The organism is Winogradskyella sp. (assembly GCF_025210595.1).
GTDB lineage: Bacteria > Bacteroidota > Bacteroidia > Flavobacteriales > Flavobacteriaceae > Winogradskyella.
This window is the reverse complement of sequence record NZ_JAOARH010000038.1, coordinates 16,796-33,082: the sequence shown is the minus strand read 5'-3', so window position 1 is coordinate 33,082 and position 16,287 is coordinate 16,796. Positions and strand designations below refer to the sequence as shown.

10 protein-coding genes are annotated in these 16,287 nt (G+C 32.4%); 6 read left to right on the top strand and 4 right to left on the bottom strand.

Features of this window, described 5'->3' with window-relative positions:
* The 4 genes from N4A42_RS04035 to N4A42_RS04020 all read left to right on the top strand — a co-directional run.
* Positions 1–339: T9SS type B sorting domain-containing protein (locus tag N4A42_RS04035; protein WP_294070206.1), on the top strand; the 339-nt coding region annotated here is incomplete at its 5' end.
* Between the two features lie 39 nt (positions 340–378).
* Positions 379–2,220 carry a gliding motility-associated C-terminal domain-containing protein gene (locus N4A42_RS04030; RefSeq protein ID WP_294070203.1) on the top strand — a complete coding sequence of 614 codons (1,842 nt, stop codon included), beginning with the start codon at positions 379–381 and terminating at the stop codon, positions 2,218–2,220.
* A gap of 430 nt (positions 2,221–2,650) precedes the next feature.
* Complete coding sequence (locus N4A42_RS04025; protein WP_294070201.1) at positions 2,651–8,320, top strand: T9SS type B sorting domain-containing protein; 5,670 nt, start codon at positions 2,651–2,653, stop codon at positions 8,318–8,320.
* A 72-nt stretch (positions 8,321–8,392) separates the two neighbouring features.
* Positions 8,393–10,735, top strand: a complete 2,343-nt coding sequence (locus tag N4A42_RS04020; protein ID WP_294070199.1) for a T9SS type B sorting domain-containing protein — start codon at positions 8,393–8,395, stop codon at positions 10,733–10,735.
* A gap of 145 nt (positions 10,736–10,880) precedes the next feature.
* Here N4A42_RS04020 and N4A42_RS04015 read toward each other — a convergent pair whose 3' ends face one another.
* The 4 genes from N4A42_RS04015 to N4A42_RS04000 form a co-directional block, all read right to left on the bottom strand.
* A complete protein-coding gene (locus N4A42_RS04015; RefSeq protein ID WP_294070197.1) occupies positions 10,881–11,135 on the bottom strand; it encodes a DUF2798 domain-containing protein in 255 nt (84 codons plus the stop codon).
* Between the two features lie 7 nt (positions 11,136–11,142).
* Positions 11,143–12,540 carry an aldehyde dehydrogenase gene (locus N4A42_RS04010; protein ID WP_294070194.1) on the bottom strand — a complete coding sequence of 466 codons (1,398 nt, stop codon included), beginning with the start codon at positions 12,538–12,540 and terminating at the stop codon, positions 11,143–11,145.
* A gap of 22 nt (positions 12,541–12,562) precedes the next feature.
* Positions 12,563–13,339 (bottom strand): SDR family oxidoreductase, encoded by a 777-nt coding sequence (locus N4A42_RS04005; RefSeq protein WP_294070192.1) that lies wholly within the window; start codon positions 13,337–13,339, stop codon positions 12,563–12,565.
* Between the two features lie 105 nt (positions 13,340–13,444).
* Complete coding sequence (locus tag N4A42_RS04000; protein ID WP_294070189.1) at positions 13,445–14,011, bottom strand: Crp/Fnr family transcriptional regulator; 567 nt, start codon at positions 14,009–14,011, stop codon at positions 13,445–13,447.
* Between the two features lie 54 nt (positions 14,012–14,065).
* Between N4A42_RS04000 and N4A42_RS14535 the strand changes: the two genes are divergently transcribed.
* Complete coding sequence (locus N4A42_RS14535; protein WP_367172493.1) at positions 14,066–14,173, top strand: T9SS type B sorting domain-containing protein; 108 nt, start codon at positions 14,066–14,068, stop codon at positions 14,171–14,173.
* Between the two features lie 95 nt (positions 14,174–14,268).
* Positions 14,269–16,275 carry an excinuclease ABC subunit UvrB gene (gene uvrB, locus N4A42_RS03995; protein ID WP_294070186.1) on the top strand — a complete coding sequence of 669 codons (2,007 nt, stop codon included), beginning with the start codon at positions 14,269–14,271 and terminating at the stop codon, positions 16,273–16,275.
* Positions 16,276–16,287 lie beyond the last annotated feature (12 nt).

Here is a 16,287-nt window from a genome sequence, read left to right as displayed (position 1 = left end):
GTATTACCAGGGCTTTATACCGTTTATGTTAGAGATAAAAACAACTGTGGTATTATTGAAGAATTAGTTTCCGTTATTGGATTTCCTAAATTCTTTACTCCTAATGAGGATACCGTAAACGATTTCTGGCAGGTAAAGGGTATTAATAATAGATTTCAAGCTAATTCTAAGATTTATATTTTCGACCGATACGGTAAACTTTTAACTAAACTCGATCCGCTTAGTCCTGGTTGGGATGGCACCTACAACGGACAAAATATGCCTACCAGCGATTATTGGTTTAAAGTACAACTACAAGATGGTAGAACTTTTACCAGTCATTTTACGCTAAAACGATAAATTATAAATTGTAACTTAGGCACAACCAAACCAATTCATTTGAAAAGAGCACACTACATACTTTGTTTTCTTTTGTTTGGCTTTGCTATTTCGCTATCTGCACAAGACATTTCTTTATTTCAACAATTTAATGGCAGATATGATTATACTGCTATTGGTAACACTTTAAACCCTGCTGAGAATAACATTAATCAAGATTATTGTATTCTTTTAGAGTCTTCAAGTGCCAATTTAACTCTTAATCCTAGTAACCAAATTATTAAAGCATATCTGTATTGGGCTGGTTCTGGGTCTGGAGATACTGAAGTTAGCCTAAACAACATACCTATTACTAGCGAAGATACTTATACGGTATTTTTTGACGATCCGTTTTATGGAGCTTTAGATTATTTTTCTTGTTATGCAGATATTACAGACCTAGTACTTAACCAAGGTAATGGTAATTATACCTTTTCAGATATGGATATTAGTTCCTTTTTATCTACTAGCCCAGGCTATTGTGCCAGAAGAACAAATTTTGGAGGTTGGAGTATCTACATCATTTACCAAAATAACAGTTTGCCTTTAAACCAAATTAACTTATATCAGGGTTTAGAAATCATTAACCGTAATGTACAAGAAAAAGAAATTACACTTAGCAATATTGATGTTATTGATAACGAAGGAGCTAAAATTGGTTTTCTTGCTTGGGAGGGCGATAATAGTCTTAATTATGGTGAATCTTTATCTATTAATGACAATATCATTTCTAATCCACCATTAAATCTCGCTGATAACGCTTTTAATGGCACCAACACATTTACAAATTCTAACACGTTTTATAATGCAGATTTAGATGTCTATGACATCGAAAACAATATTAACATAGGTGACACTTCTGTGTCTATAAAATTAACAACAGGAGGTATTAATGAAAATGGTGGATTTAGTGCAGACCTTATTATTTTAAACAATATTATAACTGTACTAAACAGTCAGTTGCCAGATGCCACTATAGAAATTAATGATTATAATGTTTACTGTGGTGATAATGGTATAGAACTCTTTTACACTGTTAACAACTTTAATAGCACTGATATATTACCAGCTAACACACCTATTGCTTTTTATTTAGATGGTATTTTAATTGGGCAAAGTCAAACTACTAATGCCATTAACATTGGTGAGTCGGAATCTAATTCTATAATATTAACTGTACCAGAAAATGCAAATCCAGATATAACAATTGTTGCCATTGTAGATGATGATGGTACAATGAATGGTCTTATAACCGAGACCAATGAAAATAATAATACCTCAGCTGTAGATGTTGAATTATTAATAGTTCCAGATATTATTACCTTACCTAGTCTCAATGCTTGTAATGAAGGTTTTGAAACTTCTACTTATAATTTATTTGATGCTTTAGAGAGTATAAACTATGACGAAGAAAATTTGTCTTTCTATCGGTCTCTTGAAGATTTAGGTGCTGCATCTAATCCTATTTTAATACCAACATCTTATAGTAACTATTTAAATCCTGAGACCGTTTATGTTCGGGTTGAAAGTCCGCCTTGTTATGAGATTTATCAATTTCAACTCACTATAGAAAATTGTCCGCCTTATGTACCAAATGGATTTTCACCAAATGATGATTCTTATAACGATTGGTTTAATATACAAGGCTTATACAATATATTCACAGCTCACAAACTCACCATATACAATCGTTATGGAGACATTATTTTTGAAGGTAGTAACGAAAAGCCTTGGTTTGGTAAAATTAATAAAGGACTTACTAATCACGGAAAACGAGTACCAGTAGGAACCTATTATTATATTCTAAACCTCAATGACTCTAACTATCGACCAATGGTAGGTTGGGTGTACGTAAATTACTAAATATGTTAATCTTTTAGTGGGTTCATCTTTTTAGTTTGGAACTAATGTCTAGTTTATATAATTTTAAAAAATATTGTGAAAAATAATTATATTTCATTCACTTTCCCTCTTCCCTCATATTAACATTTTCTATTGTAAGCTATGTTTTCCATTTCGGAAATAACAATAAGAAGTTTCAAATAAAAAAGACATTATTTGTTGAGGCTATAATGTTTTTTGAAATTTCAATTTGGGGAGAAGACCTCTTTTTTGAGGTCTTTTTTGGTGTCATTATACCCAAAAAAACGATAAAACGTTAACATTTAATGCATTTCATCGTATTTTTTTGTATTTAATCTTTATTTAACATACTTTTCAACCATTAATTACAAATAACTACAGCCCCAAACTATGCTTATTTGTAATAAACATATAAACTTAACCTCAACTTATGGTTTCTATTAATCGTTCCCTCGGTCTATGGCTATGCTTTATTTGTTGTTTTTCTTATGCACAACAAATAACTGTAGATAATACTGTTAGCCCACAAAATTTAATCGAAAACAATCTTATACAAGGTTGTGTAGAAGTGTCTAATATCAATTCCCCTCATAATGGAAATTCAATTGGCTTAGGCAGCTTTGGTTATTTTGAACGTGGTTTATCTAACTTTCCTTTTGAAAACGGAATTGTTCTAACTACTGGTGATGCAAACGCAGCCGGGAATAGCGAAAATAATGCCACCTTAAATGATGGTGAAGATAGTTGGCTTACAGATCCAGACTTAGAAGCTGCTCTTGGCTTAACAGGGACTTTAAATGCAACTTCTATTGAGTTTAATTTTATTTCAATTTCTAATCAAATTCAATTTAATTACGTCTTAGCCTCAGAAGAATATTTTGGAAATTTTCCATGTCAATACTCAGATGGTTTTGCATTTTTAATACGAGAAGCTGGCTCTAGTGATCCTTACACCAATATTGCAGTAATCCCAGGAACTACAACACCTGTTAATACCAATACAGTACACGATGAAATCGTAGGATTTTGTGATGCTTCTAACGAACAATATTTTGAAGGTTACAGTCTTGGAGATACTAATTATAATGGTAGAACCTCTGTTTTATCAGTAACTGCCGCAATTCAACCAAATGTAGAATATCAAATTAAATTAATTATTGCCGATCAAACCGATGAGAATTATGATTCTGCTGTATTTATTGAAGGGAATAGCTTTAACGCTTCAGTAGATTTAGGCGAAGATATTTCAACTTGTGCTAGCGATATTACTTTAGATGGAGACATTGGAAATCCTTTAGCTACATACAACTGGTATTATAACGATGTTTTAGTGCCAGCACCAAATAATCAAACAACTTTAAACGTAACAGAAACAGGAAATTACCGTGTAGAAATAGAAATTCCTTTAGCTGGTAACATTTGTGTTGTAGAAGATGATATTAATATTACATTAAGCTCCACGCAATCTTCAGATCCTATTTCTGATTACGAGATATGTGACGATATCAGTAACGATGATATTGAGACTTTCGATTTATCAACAAAAGATGCTGAAGTATTAGCTTCAGTGCCTGCTTCAAACTATAACATATCGTATCACTATACAAACACCGAAGCACAAACGGGTTTAAATGCTATTAACAGTCCCATTCAAAACACAACCAATCCACAAGTAATACATGTAAGAATTGAAGATACTGATAATGGTTGTTTGGCTTTTTCTACTATTAATCTTATTGTTAATCCGCTACCACATATAAATGACCCTTCTCCATTAGAGGTTTGTGATGATCAGATTGCAGATGGTTACACAACCATAGATCTTAATATAAAAAATGATGAAATTACCAATGGACTTACAAATCTTATTGTAACCTATCACAGCACTCAAACCGATGCAGAATCTGGTAGTAACCCTTTACCTATGCCTTATGTTAACACTAATTCTAACGAACAGGTTTTTGTAAGAGTTGAAGATGATTTAACTGGTTGTAGTAGAACAACGAGTTTAGATATTTCGGTTTTAGACAACCCTGTTATTAATACAGATGATCACTATATAGATGCTTGTGATGCAGACCATGATGGTTTTGCTAATTTTGATTTAACTACCATAATACCAGATGTACTACAAGGCTTAACTGGTGTTAGTGTTACCTTCCACGAAACCAATGAAGATGCACTCAGTGGCAGTAATCCTATAGCAGATGATACAAATTATGAAAATATTGTTTCAGATGAGCAAACTGTATATATAAGAGTTGAAAGCGACGCTACAGGATGTGCTTCGGTTACTCCTATTGAAATTCATACCAATTTATTATTAACAGCTACAGACATAGATGATGTTTCTCTTTGTGATATTGATAATGATGGTATTGAAGAGTTTAACTTTTTATCTATTGAAACAAGCATTATTAACGATTTACCTTTTGATATTTCTGTAGATTTTTATCTAACTGAAGACGATAGAGATAATCAAACAAACGCGCTAGATAAGACTGTAGATTTTATTCCTACTAGTAATCCACAAACTATTTACATAGGCATAACAAGCCTTACTTGTTACGAGGTAGATCAAATAGATTTAATATTAATTCCTATTTATGAATTTGAATCAATCATAAGCCAAACAGTATGTGACGAAGATCAAGATGGGCTAACCACTACAGATTTATCGCAATTCGATAGCTTAGTAACTGATTCTGAAAACGGTTATAATATTACCTACTTTTTAACAGAAGATGATGCACGAAACAACTCAAACGTACTACCTAATTTTTATACTAATACAACAAATCCTTTTAGGGTTTATCCTAGAATTACTTCACAAGCAACAGGATGCTCACATGTAAACTCATTTGAAATTACAGTATTAGAAGCACCTATTACCTCTACTCCATCAGATATTGTAATCTGTGATAACGACCAAGATGGATTTTATACCATTAACTTATTAGATGTAATACCAGAAGTAGTAAGTGATACAAGCGACAGACAAATTAGCTTTCATACAAGTCAAGGAAATGCAAATAGTGGAGCAAACCCTATAACAAATGAAAGTGTTTACAACGCCCAAACAGGATCTGTGTATATACGTGTTGAAAATACGATTACAGGATGTCATTCTACCGAAACATTAAGTATTACAGTAAACACACTGCCTGTATTTACAGCAATAAGTAATTACAAAATCTGTGAAGATAATAGCGACGGATTTGGTGATTTTATATTCAACACTAAAGACACTGAAATATTGAACGGTCAACCTGGCAAACAAGTCCTCTATTATCTAAATCAAAATGATGCAGACAATAGGACTAATGCTATAAATAAAAACGTGGCTTATCAAAATATAAGTAATCCACAAACTATTTATGTAAGAGTAGAAAATCTTACCGATCAAGATTGTTATGGCACATCTAGCTTTACTATAGAAGTTGGCGCTAATCCTTTATTTAATGAGCCTGCAGATTGGTTTGTTTGTGATGACATTGCAAATGATGGATTTGAAACTTTTGACTTAACAACAAAGATTGCTGAAGTTTCACAAGGCATTGCAGATAACTTAACCGTTACTTTTTATACTTCATTATATAATGCTGAAAATAGTATTGATCCTTTACCGCTACAATATACCAATACAGTAAATCCTCAAACTATTTTTGTACAAATAGATAATGGTACCATTTGTAATTCTATCTCTTCTTTTGAATTAAATGTCATTCAAGTTCCAATGGTAAATGAATCTAATCCAATAGTAGAATGTGATGTAGATTATGATGGTTTAACCGAATTTGATTTAACAGGTGCAGAAATTGACATCTTAGATGTTAGACAAAACAATATTGAAACTTCTTATTTTGAAAGCGTAGCAGAAGCTGAATCTAATTTAAATGCCATTCAAAATCCTGAAGTCTATACTAATATTAGTAATCCGCAGACGGTATATTTAAAAGTTACAAATACTATATCTAATTGTTTTGTTTTAGTACCAATAGATTTAAATGTAAATATACCTCCAGTAGTTAACGATTTTCAATCTTATGATATATGCGACAATGCTAATAATAACTTTGATTTAACAGAAATTAATGACGTTATTATAGATGATAACCAAAATGTGCTTTTTAGTTATTTCCTTACTGAAGAAGATGCTAATGCTAATGAAAATGCACTTGATACAGACTACACATATTCTACTAATAACGACATACTTTTTGCACGATTAGAAAACACTATAACTAACTGTTATTATGTATATGAGTTTAACTTAATTGTAAATCCGTTACCAATCGCAAATCAACCTAGTAATTTAGAAGCCTGCGATGATGAAACTAACGATGGTTTTGCCACATTTGATTTAGAAACACAAACCACTTCGGTGTTAGGTGCTCAAGATCCTAGTAACTTTACAGTAACTTACTTTACTAGTCCTACAGCTGCTGCAAATAACAATAATCCAATAACCAATATATATAGTGGTACTCATAACGAAGCTATTTCAGTTAGAATAGAAAATAACGAAACAGGTTGTTTTAATCTTACAGAGTTTACTCTTATAGTAAATCCGTACCCAAATGTACCGTTACCATTAATAGAATGTGATACAAATTATGATGGCCTAACAACATTTGATCTAACTATGGCAGAAGCTGATTTGTTCGAAATAAGTAACCCAAATGAAGTCTTTAGCTATTTTGAATCCATGGAAGATTTAGAAGCTGATAATTCACCAATACTTAATCCTCAAAATTATACTAACCTTAGTAATCCACAAACAGTTTTTATTAGAGTTCATAACACTAATGCAGACTGTTATAGATCAGTTCCGTTAGAGCTTAATGTTAATTTACCACCTGTAATTAATGATTTTGTAGTCTATGACATTTGTGATAATGACACTAATAGTTTCGATTTAACAGAAATCAATACTACTATCATGGACGAGAGTTTTAATGTGTTGTTTAGTTATTTCTCTAATGAAGCAGATGCTATAGCTAATGAAAATGCACTAGATACGGATTACACCTATTTAACCAATAATGACACACTCTATGCTCGTGTAGAATTTAGCACCACTCATTGCTACTACATATACGAGTTTAATTTGTTTGTAAACCCACGTCCTATCGCAAATCATCCGAATGATTTAGAAGCATGCGATGATGATTTTGATGGTCTTTTGGAATTTAATCTAACGCAACAAAATGCTGATATTCTAGGTGGTCAAAATCCATCAAACTTTACTGTAACTTATCACAATTCTGAAGATGAAGCTACAGATAATCTTTCGGCATTAGATACCGACTACATGGCTTTTGATACTGAAATCATATATGCAAGAGTAGAAAATAATGACACTGGCTGTTTCTCTCTTACGCAATTCTCTATAATCATTAATCCTTTGCCAGTAATAGATATTGATGATCAGGTTATCTGTTTAGATAATTTTCCTTTGGTTGTTTCTGCCAATACAAATTATACAACAGACACTTATTTATGGTCTACAGGAGAAACCACACCAGAAATAGAGATTACAGAAATTGGAATATATTGGGTAACGGTTACCACAGAGTTTGGCTGCCAAAACACACGTACGTTTAGTGTTTCTGAGTCTGAAGCAGCAACTATAGAAGCAACTGAAGTTATTGATTTTTCAGACCCTAATAATATTACAGTTACTATTAGCGGTATCGGAAATTATCTATATCAATTAGATGATGGTGACCCACAAGAGTCTAACGTTTTTGAAAATGTAGGTATGGGCTATCACACGGTTACCATTATAGATTTAAATGGCTGCTCTGAAGTTACTAGAGATGTCCTTGTTATAGATATACCAAAGCACATGACTCCTAATAATGATGGGCAATTTGACAGATGGCATATAGTAGGTGTAGAAACCTTACCAGGAACGATTATTCATATTTTTGATCGTTACGGAAAACACCTAACAACATTAAGACACGACACACTTGGTTGGGATGGTACGTATAATGGTCATAAACTACCAGCAAGTGATTATTGGTTTGTAGCCAATGTAGTGAGAGGCAATCAGTCTTTTGAGGTAAAAGGGCATTTTGCTATAAGGAGATAAGACAACATTAACATCTTTTTTAAATTACAATACATGCTTCATGCTTATCTTTGCGTTCTCAAATAAGATAAGGTGAAGCATTTTCTTCTTTTTTTTGTTGTATTGATAACAATATCTTCCTATTCTCAAAATATTACTGTAGATAGTCAAACCTATACACCTCAACAACTTATAGAAGATATACTAATTGATAGTGATTGTATTACCAATATTAGCGTAACTAATGTTGTTGGTGGAAATTTTGGTTCTACAGAGCAGAGTTATGGTTTTTTTGATGCTACTGGTACTTCATTTCCTTTTCAAAATGGTATTGTGATGAGTACTGGTAGATTAGCTAATGTACCTGGTCCTAATAACAATCTAAGTGATGATGACGCACCTAATTGGTTAGGTGATACCGATTTAGAGTTTGCTCTTAATGAATCTAATACATTTAACGCAACCATCTTAGAGTTCGATTTTACATCAATTGCTTCTCAAGTAAGTTTCAGATATCTTTTTGCTTCTGAGGAATATCAAGAAAACAACCCAAATAGCTGTGAATTTTCAGATTTATTTGGTTTTTTGATTAGACCTACAGCAGGTCAAAATCCTTATGAAAATATTGCTTTAGTTCCAGACACTAACATTCCTGTAAAAGCAACAACAGTTACACCAGGAGTTTCTGGCTCATGCCCTCCACAAAACGAAACTTATTTCGGCAGCTATAATGGCACAAATTCACCTATAAATTTTAATGGCCAAACCGCAGTATTAACAGCAACTGCCAATGTAGTTCCTAATCAATCTTATCATGTTAAGCTTGTCATTGCAGATGAACAAAATTACAGATACGATTCTGCTGTATTCTTAGAAGCTGGCAGCTTTCAACTATCAACAGATTTAGGACCAAATAGATTATTAGCTACAGGAAATGCGTTATGTGAAGGCGAAACTTTAGAGCTTAATGCCAACCAAGCTGGTTCTCCATCTTTTGATTGGTATAGAGATGGTGTGCTAGTGCAATCTTCTCCAAGTAATTGTGTTAATTGTGGCATTTATGAGGTAACTCAACCTGGCACTTACACTGTAGAAGTTGGCTTAAACAATACCTGTATTTCTTATGGAGAGGTTATTATTGAATACGCGCCAATACCTATTAGTCAAAACTCTATTTTAGTTGAGTGTGATTTAAATCTAGATGGTTTAACTACTTATAATCTGTTTGATGCAGAAAATGATTTAATTAATAATGATGATACCTTAACGGTCAGTAATTTTTATCTAACAGAATTAGATGCTATTTCTGATAATAATCTAATTACTAATGCCGCTAATTTTGAAAATACTTCTCCCTATCAAACTGTTTATGCTCGTGTAATAAATACTAACAACTGTTTTAGTATTGCTGAGCTAGAACTGCAGACGTCTAATAATGTTGTTACAATTCCAGATTTAGGCGCTTGTGATGGAGATGATATAGATGGCTTTGCTACATTTACATTAAACGACATTAAAGCTTCTATTATCAACCAAATTCCTACTGGTGCAGAAGTTACTTATTATGAAACAGAAGCCGATGCATTTAATGATTCTAATGCTTTACCTAACAATTATATAAATACAACTATTAATTCTCAGACTATATATGTAAAAATTGAGAATAACAATCAATGTTTTAGTATTTCTACAGTAAATCTAAATGTACTGTACACACCAATTTTAGAAGAAGATGAGTCTATCATTTATTGTTTAAACACATTCCCAGAAACACTTACAATTTTTGGAGGTGTTCTTAATGATTTACCCAATAATTATTATTACGAGTGGTATTTTAATGGCTCACTAACTAATATTAATACTTCTTTTAATAATATAAACGAAACAGGTAATTATACTGTTATTGTTACCGATCCTAATGGCTGTTCTTCTAGCAGAACAATTACAATTAACCCATCTGAAACTGCAACTATAGAAAGTATAACTATTGAAGGTATTTCACCAATAAATACAATTTCAGTTAATGTTAGTGGACAAGGATTTTACGATTATGCCATAGACAATAGTGATTATGAAGAAAGTAACATATTCACCAATGTGTCTGAAGGTTTTCATACAATTTATATAAGAGATCGAAATGGTTGTGGTATTATTGAAGAAACTATATCTGTGCTAGGAATTCCTAAATTCTTTACTCCTAATGATGATACCAAAAATGACCTTTGGCAAGTTATCGGTACAAATGCTCAATTCAATCAAATAGAGTCCATCCAAATATTTAATCGTTATGGTAAACACCTAACGACTTTAAAACACAACGAATCTGGTTGGGATGGTACTTTTAATGGTATTAACTTACCAGGTGATGATTATTGGTATATTATTAAACTTTTAGATGGAAAAACCTACAAAGGTCATTTCGCATTAAAGCGCTAATTATATTTATAAAATTTCAAATGTACTTACCTCTTATTTATTCTTTTCTAATTCTGAATAAATAAGAAATAAATTTTATATCTCAATGTCTCTTAAACTCAAAACCCTCATAATATTAATATCATAAGGGTTCATAAAGTTTCTCTTAAGTATTTTTAGTGTAATTATCAACCATTGCATGTGCAAATTGTTCTACTTTAGGCGCAATAAACAGAATGGCAGGAATTACAAAAATGTAAGCCAAGATCCATGATTTTATCCATGTTTTAAAAAAACTACTTGTAAATCCTATGTTAATAGTAATCAAAGCAAATGAGATCAATCCCGTTGTGATAGCTCCCATTAAAAATGCAAAAACTATTTTTTTTGTGAGGTCGTTTTTGTCAGTCTTTTTCATCATAAAAGCATTAGCTTAAGAGTTTAACAAGTTTTAATTTTTTCTCATTATAGCCATAGTATTTTAAATTGGTTTCAATAGCAGTTGGCTTATCTAATATGGCTTTGAAATGTGAGAAACATTCAAAACTATATTTACCGTGATAACGTCCCATACCACTATGGCCAACACCTCCAAAAGGTAAGTTTGGATTTGATATTTGCATTACACAATCATTAATAGCTCCACTACCAAAAGAAATCTCATTTAAAAAACGATCTTTGATTGCACTACTATCTGAAAATAAGTATGCAGCTAGCGGTTTTTCAAAATGTTTTATGATATCAAAGGCTTCGTCAAGAGATTCATAAGTAATAATAGGTAGTACAGGTCCAAAAATCTCTTCTTGCATAACGGCATCATCAAGATTTACATTGTGTAAAATGGTTGGTTCAATGTAGCGTTCGTTTTTATTGTAATTACCTCCATAAAATACTTTATCTGGGTCGATTAAGTTAACAACACGATCAAAGTTACGCTCGTTGATAATTTGAACATAGTTATGGTTGTCTCTCGAGAAATTATTCTTCTTGATTTCTTCTACAGCATATTTTAGGAAATCATCCTTGATGTCTTTGTGTACTAGTGCATAATCTGTAGTGATACAAAACTGACCAGAGTTAACAAATTTAGCCCAAATCATACGCTTAACGCTCATTTTTAAAGCTGCATCTTTAGTAAATATAGCTGGATTTTTGCCACCTAATTCAAGTGTGACATTTGTAAGATGTTCAGCAGCGGCTTTATTTACAATCTTACCAACCATAGGACTTCCAGTAAAAAATATTTTATCATAACGTTGGTTGAGCAGTGCAGTAGTTTCTGGAATTCCACCTTCGATAACATGAATATAATTTGAATCAAAATTCTCGTTAAGAATTTTGGTCATTATAGCACTTGTGTGTTGAGCTAATTCGCTGGGTTTTAAAATGGTTGTGTTTCCTGCTGCCATGGATCCAACCAATGGTGTTAATGTGAGGTTATAAGGAAAATTCCAAGCACCAATAACCAAACTCACACCAAGTGGTTCTGGGACTAAATAGCTCTTGGCAGGGAAATTGAGGATGTTTGTAGCTACATTTTTGGGCTTAATCCATTTTTTTAGGTTTTTAATGGCCACGTTAATTTCATCAATTAATGGGAAGAATTCTGTCAGTTGGTTTTCATATTTAGATTTACCAAAATCTTTAAAAATAGCATCGTGCATTGCATCTTCATGCTCTAGTAATAACGTTTTTAATTTGCGTAATTGTTCTAATCTAAAATCAACCGATTTTGTGTTGTTTTGATTAAAGAAGTGTCTTTGATTTTGAACTAGTTGTTTGGCCTCTATATCAGTAAATGGTACTGTTTGTATTGAAGTATTCATAAGTTTATTTGTTGATGTGTTTTTAAAATGTTTGTTGTTTATTTACACGTTTTAATAGTGTTTTTTTAGGGATGAAAGGAATGAGTGAAAGTTCTAGTTTTTGGCTAAAGGGTAATCCAGCAATAACTTCAATATCGCCTCTTAGCATGGCTTCATAACCTTTAGTGGCTACATCTTTTGCACTTGCAGGTTTCTTATATATTGCAGTTTTGTTCATTCCGGAGTGATTTCCAAATGCGGTTTGAGTTGCACCTGGTAATAAAGCTGTCATAGATACATTAGTATTTTCAAGTTCTCCTGAAATGGCATTACTGAATGATGTAACAAAGGCTTTAGAAGCAAAATAGACTGCTTGTCCTGGTCCAGGTAGTAAACTAACTGTTGACGAAACATTTAGAATTTTTCCAAAATCTCGTGTAATAAAGTCAGGTAAAAAGCAACGTGTTAATAAGGTTAAAGCAACAATATTTACTTGTATCATAGCTAGATCTTGCTCCAAAGGACGCTCATGGAATTTTCCAACACCACCAAAACCAGCATTATTAATAAGATAATCAATAGTGATATTCTGTGTTTTGATTTCACCATAAATTTCTTGTGCGGATGTTATACGACTTAGGTCTTTTGTAATGGTATAAACTTCTATATTGAAGTTGCTTTCTAATTCAGATTTTAGAGATTTTAACCCTTCACTGTTCATATCAACGGCAACAATGCTGCCTCCTTGTTGTGCATGTAGTTTGGAAAATTCTTTTCCGATACCACTTGCAGCTCCTGTAATTAATGCTACGTTTTTCATTGTTTTCAATTTTTTAGTTTGATTAACAATGCAAAATTATGTTGCGTTTACAGTTAAAAATTTACCCTATGGTAAAAAATAGATTGAGAATGAGAAACTTAGGAATTATGCGTTTATTTGTTTTCTAATTCTACTTAAACTCTGAATAGTAATGCCTAGATAAGAGGCGATGTGCGAGAGTTTTGCTTGTTGAAAAATATAAGGGTAGTTTTTAATAAGATTGAGATATCTTGTCTCTGCTGTTTCTGTATGAATACTCATTATTCGACGACTCATGAGCATACCAAATTCCATATAAATGTTTCTAATAGATTCTCCAGAAGAAGGAACTTTTTGGATAATATGGTTGAGCTGTTCATAGGTAATAAGGACTAACTCTGTATCTTCTAAAGCTTGTAGGTATAGAATATTTTCTTCTTTTAATAAAAAGCTAAAAGGTGATGTTGTGATGGAATTTTTCATGGCGAAGATGTGTGTCATTTCGTTACCATTAATATCATAATAGTAAGTACGTATGAAACCTGTCATGATAAAATAGAGGTAATCACAAGGTTGTCCTGACTTTAAGAGAAATTCTCCTTTTTTTAGAGATTTAGTAGAAAGATTCAAATCAAATTCAATATTCCATTCTAGAAGTTGTTTTAAGGGCAAATATTTGTCGAATTGAATCATTTTTGATTTTGTAATTTACTATTTAATAAATAGTAATTTGAATATAGATTAAAAATACAAATATTTAATCGTTATGAAAAACACCTAATCACTCTAAAACACAAAAATTCTAGTTGGGATGGTACTTTTAATGGCATTAACTTACCAGGTGATGATTATTGATATATTATTAAACTTTTAGATGGAAAAACCTACAAAAGTCATTTTGCACTAAAGCGTTAATTGATTACAGCAAATCTTTATCGTAAATTTGCCTTATGCGATTTAAGATAGAATCAGAATTTAAACCCACAGGAGATCAACCCGAAGCAATAAAACAATTAGCAGGTGGTATAGAAAGTAACGAAAGGTTTCAAACACTTTTGGGAGTTACTGGCTCTGGTAAAACCTTTACTGTTGCCAATGTTATACAAGAAGTACAACGTCCTACTTTAGTATTGGCTCATAACAAAACCTTGGCAGCTCAGTTGTATTCTGAGTTTAAACAATTCTTTCCGAACAATGCAGTAGAATACTTTGTATCGTATTACGATTATTACCAACCAGAAGCTTATATACCAGTTTCTGGTGTTTATATAGAAAAAGATCTATCGATAAACGAAGAAATTGAAAAGATGCGATTGAGTACAACTTCTTCTCTACTCTCTGGTCGTCGTGATGTGTTGGTAGTAGCTTCAGTTTCATGTTTATATGGTATTGGTAATCCTGTAGAATTTCAGAAAAATGTGATTACTATAGAACGTGATCAGGTTATTTCTCGCACCAAATTATTGCATCAACTCGTACAAAGTTTATACTCCAGAACTGAAGCCGATTTTAAAAATGGAAACTTTAGAATAAAAGGTGATACAGTTGATGTATTTCCTGGTTATTCCGACTATGCATTCAGAATTCATTTTTTTGGTGATGAAATCGAAGAAATTGAAGCTTTTGATGCCCATTCTAATGAAGTCATTGAGCGTTATGACCGTTTAAATATCTATCCTGCAAATATGTTTGTTACATCACCAGATGTACTTCAAAATGCAATACGAGATATTCAAGACGATTTGGTAAAACAACACGATTACTTCAAAGACATTGGCAAACATCTCGAAGCTAAACGTCTTAAGGAACGTACCGAGTTTGATTTAGAAATGATACGTGAGTTAGGCTATTGTTCTGGGATTGAAAACTATTCTAGATATTTAGATGGTAGAGCTCCAGGTACTAGACCATTTTGTCTGTTAGATTATTTTCCTGATGATTATTTAATGGTTATAGACGAAAGTCATGTTACTGTTTCTCAGGTTCATGCTATGTATGGTGGTGATCGAAGCCGAAAAGAGAATTTAGTAGAGTATGGATTCCGTTTACCAGCTGCAATGGATAATAGACCTTTAAAATTTGAAGAGTTTGAAACGTTACAAAATCAGGTCATTTATGTTTCTGCAACACCTGCAGATTATGAATTACAAAAAACAGATGGCATTTATGTAGAGCAAGTCATTCGACCAACAGGATTATTAGATCCTATCATAGAAGTCCGTCCCAGTTTAAATCAAATAGACGATTTAATTGAAGAAATACAAGAGCGTGTTGAAAAAGACGAGCGTACATTAGTAACCACTTTAACCAAACGCATGGCAGAAGAGCTGGTAAAATACTTAACACGTATTGCCATTCGTTGTCGCTACATTCATAGCGACGTAGATACTCTTGAGCGTGTAGAAATTATGCAAGATTTGCGCAAAGGTCTTTTTGATGTTTTAGTAGGTGTTAATCTACTTCGTGAAGGATTAGATTTACCAGAAGTGTCTTTGGTTGCCATATTAGATGCAGATAAAGAAGGTTTCCTTCGATCTAATCGTTCCCTAACACAAACAGTTGGTAGAGCTGCTAGAAACCTTAACGGAAAAGCAATTATGTATGCCGATAAAATTACCAAAAGCATGCAAAAAACTATTGATGAGACCAACTACAGGCGCGAAAAACAAATTGCTTATAATACTGCAAATAATATTGTGCCTAAAGCTTTAAACAAAAGTTTAGATAGCGTTTTGGCAAAAAATTCGGTGAGTACTTATAAAACCGAATTAGATGCTAAACTTGCCGCAGAACCAGAAAGCGAGTACTTAACCAAATCTCAACTTGAAAAGAAAATTCGAGAAAAGCGCAAACAAATGGAACAAGCTGCTAAAGCTCTAGATTTTATGGAAGCTGCTAAATTTAGAGATGAAATTACTGCCTATCAGGAAAAATTAGAAAAACTGAAGGTTAAGTAATTTAGTGTTTAC

Bases quoted from the DNA above. Each gene is read 5' to 3' on its own strand.
- N4A42_RS04025 (WP_294070201.1), top strand. From the start codon at position 2,651: ATGGTTTCTATTAATCGTTCCCTCGGTCTATGGCTATGCTTTATTTGT.
- N4A42_RS04015 (WP_294070197.1), bottom strand. From the start codon at position 11,135: ATGATGAAAAAGACTGACAAAAACGACCTCACAAAAAAAATAGTTTTT.
- N4A42_RS04010 (WP_294070194.1), bottom strand. From the start codon at position 12,540: ATGAATACTTCAATACAAACAGTACCATTTACTGATATAGAGGCCAAA.
- N4A42_RS04005 (WP_294070192.1), bottom strand. From the start codon at position 13,339: ATGAAAAACGTAGCATTAATTACAGGAGCTGCAAGTGGTATCGGAAAA.
- N4A42_RS04000 (WP_294070189.1), bottom strand. From the start codon at position 14,011: ATGATTCAATTCGACAAATATTTGCCCTTAAAACAACTTCTAGAATGG.
- uvrB (WP_294070186.1), top strand. From the start codon at position 14,269: ATGCGATTTAAGATAGAATCAGAATTTAAACCCACAGGAGATCAACCC.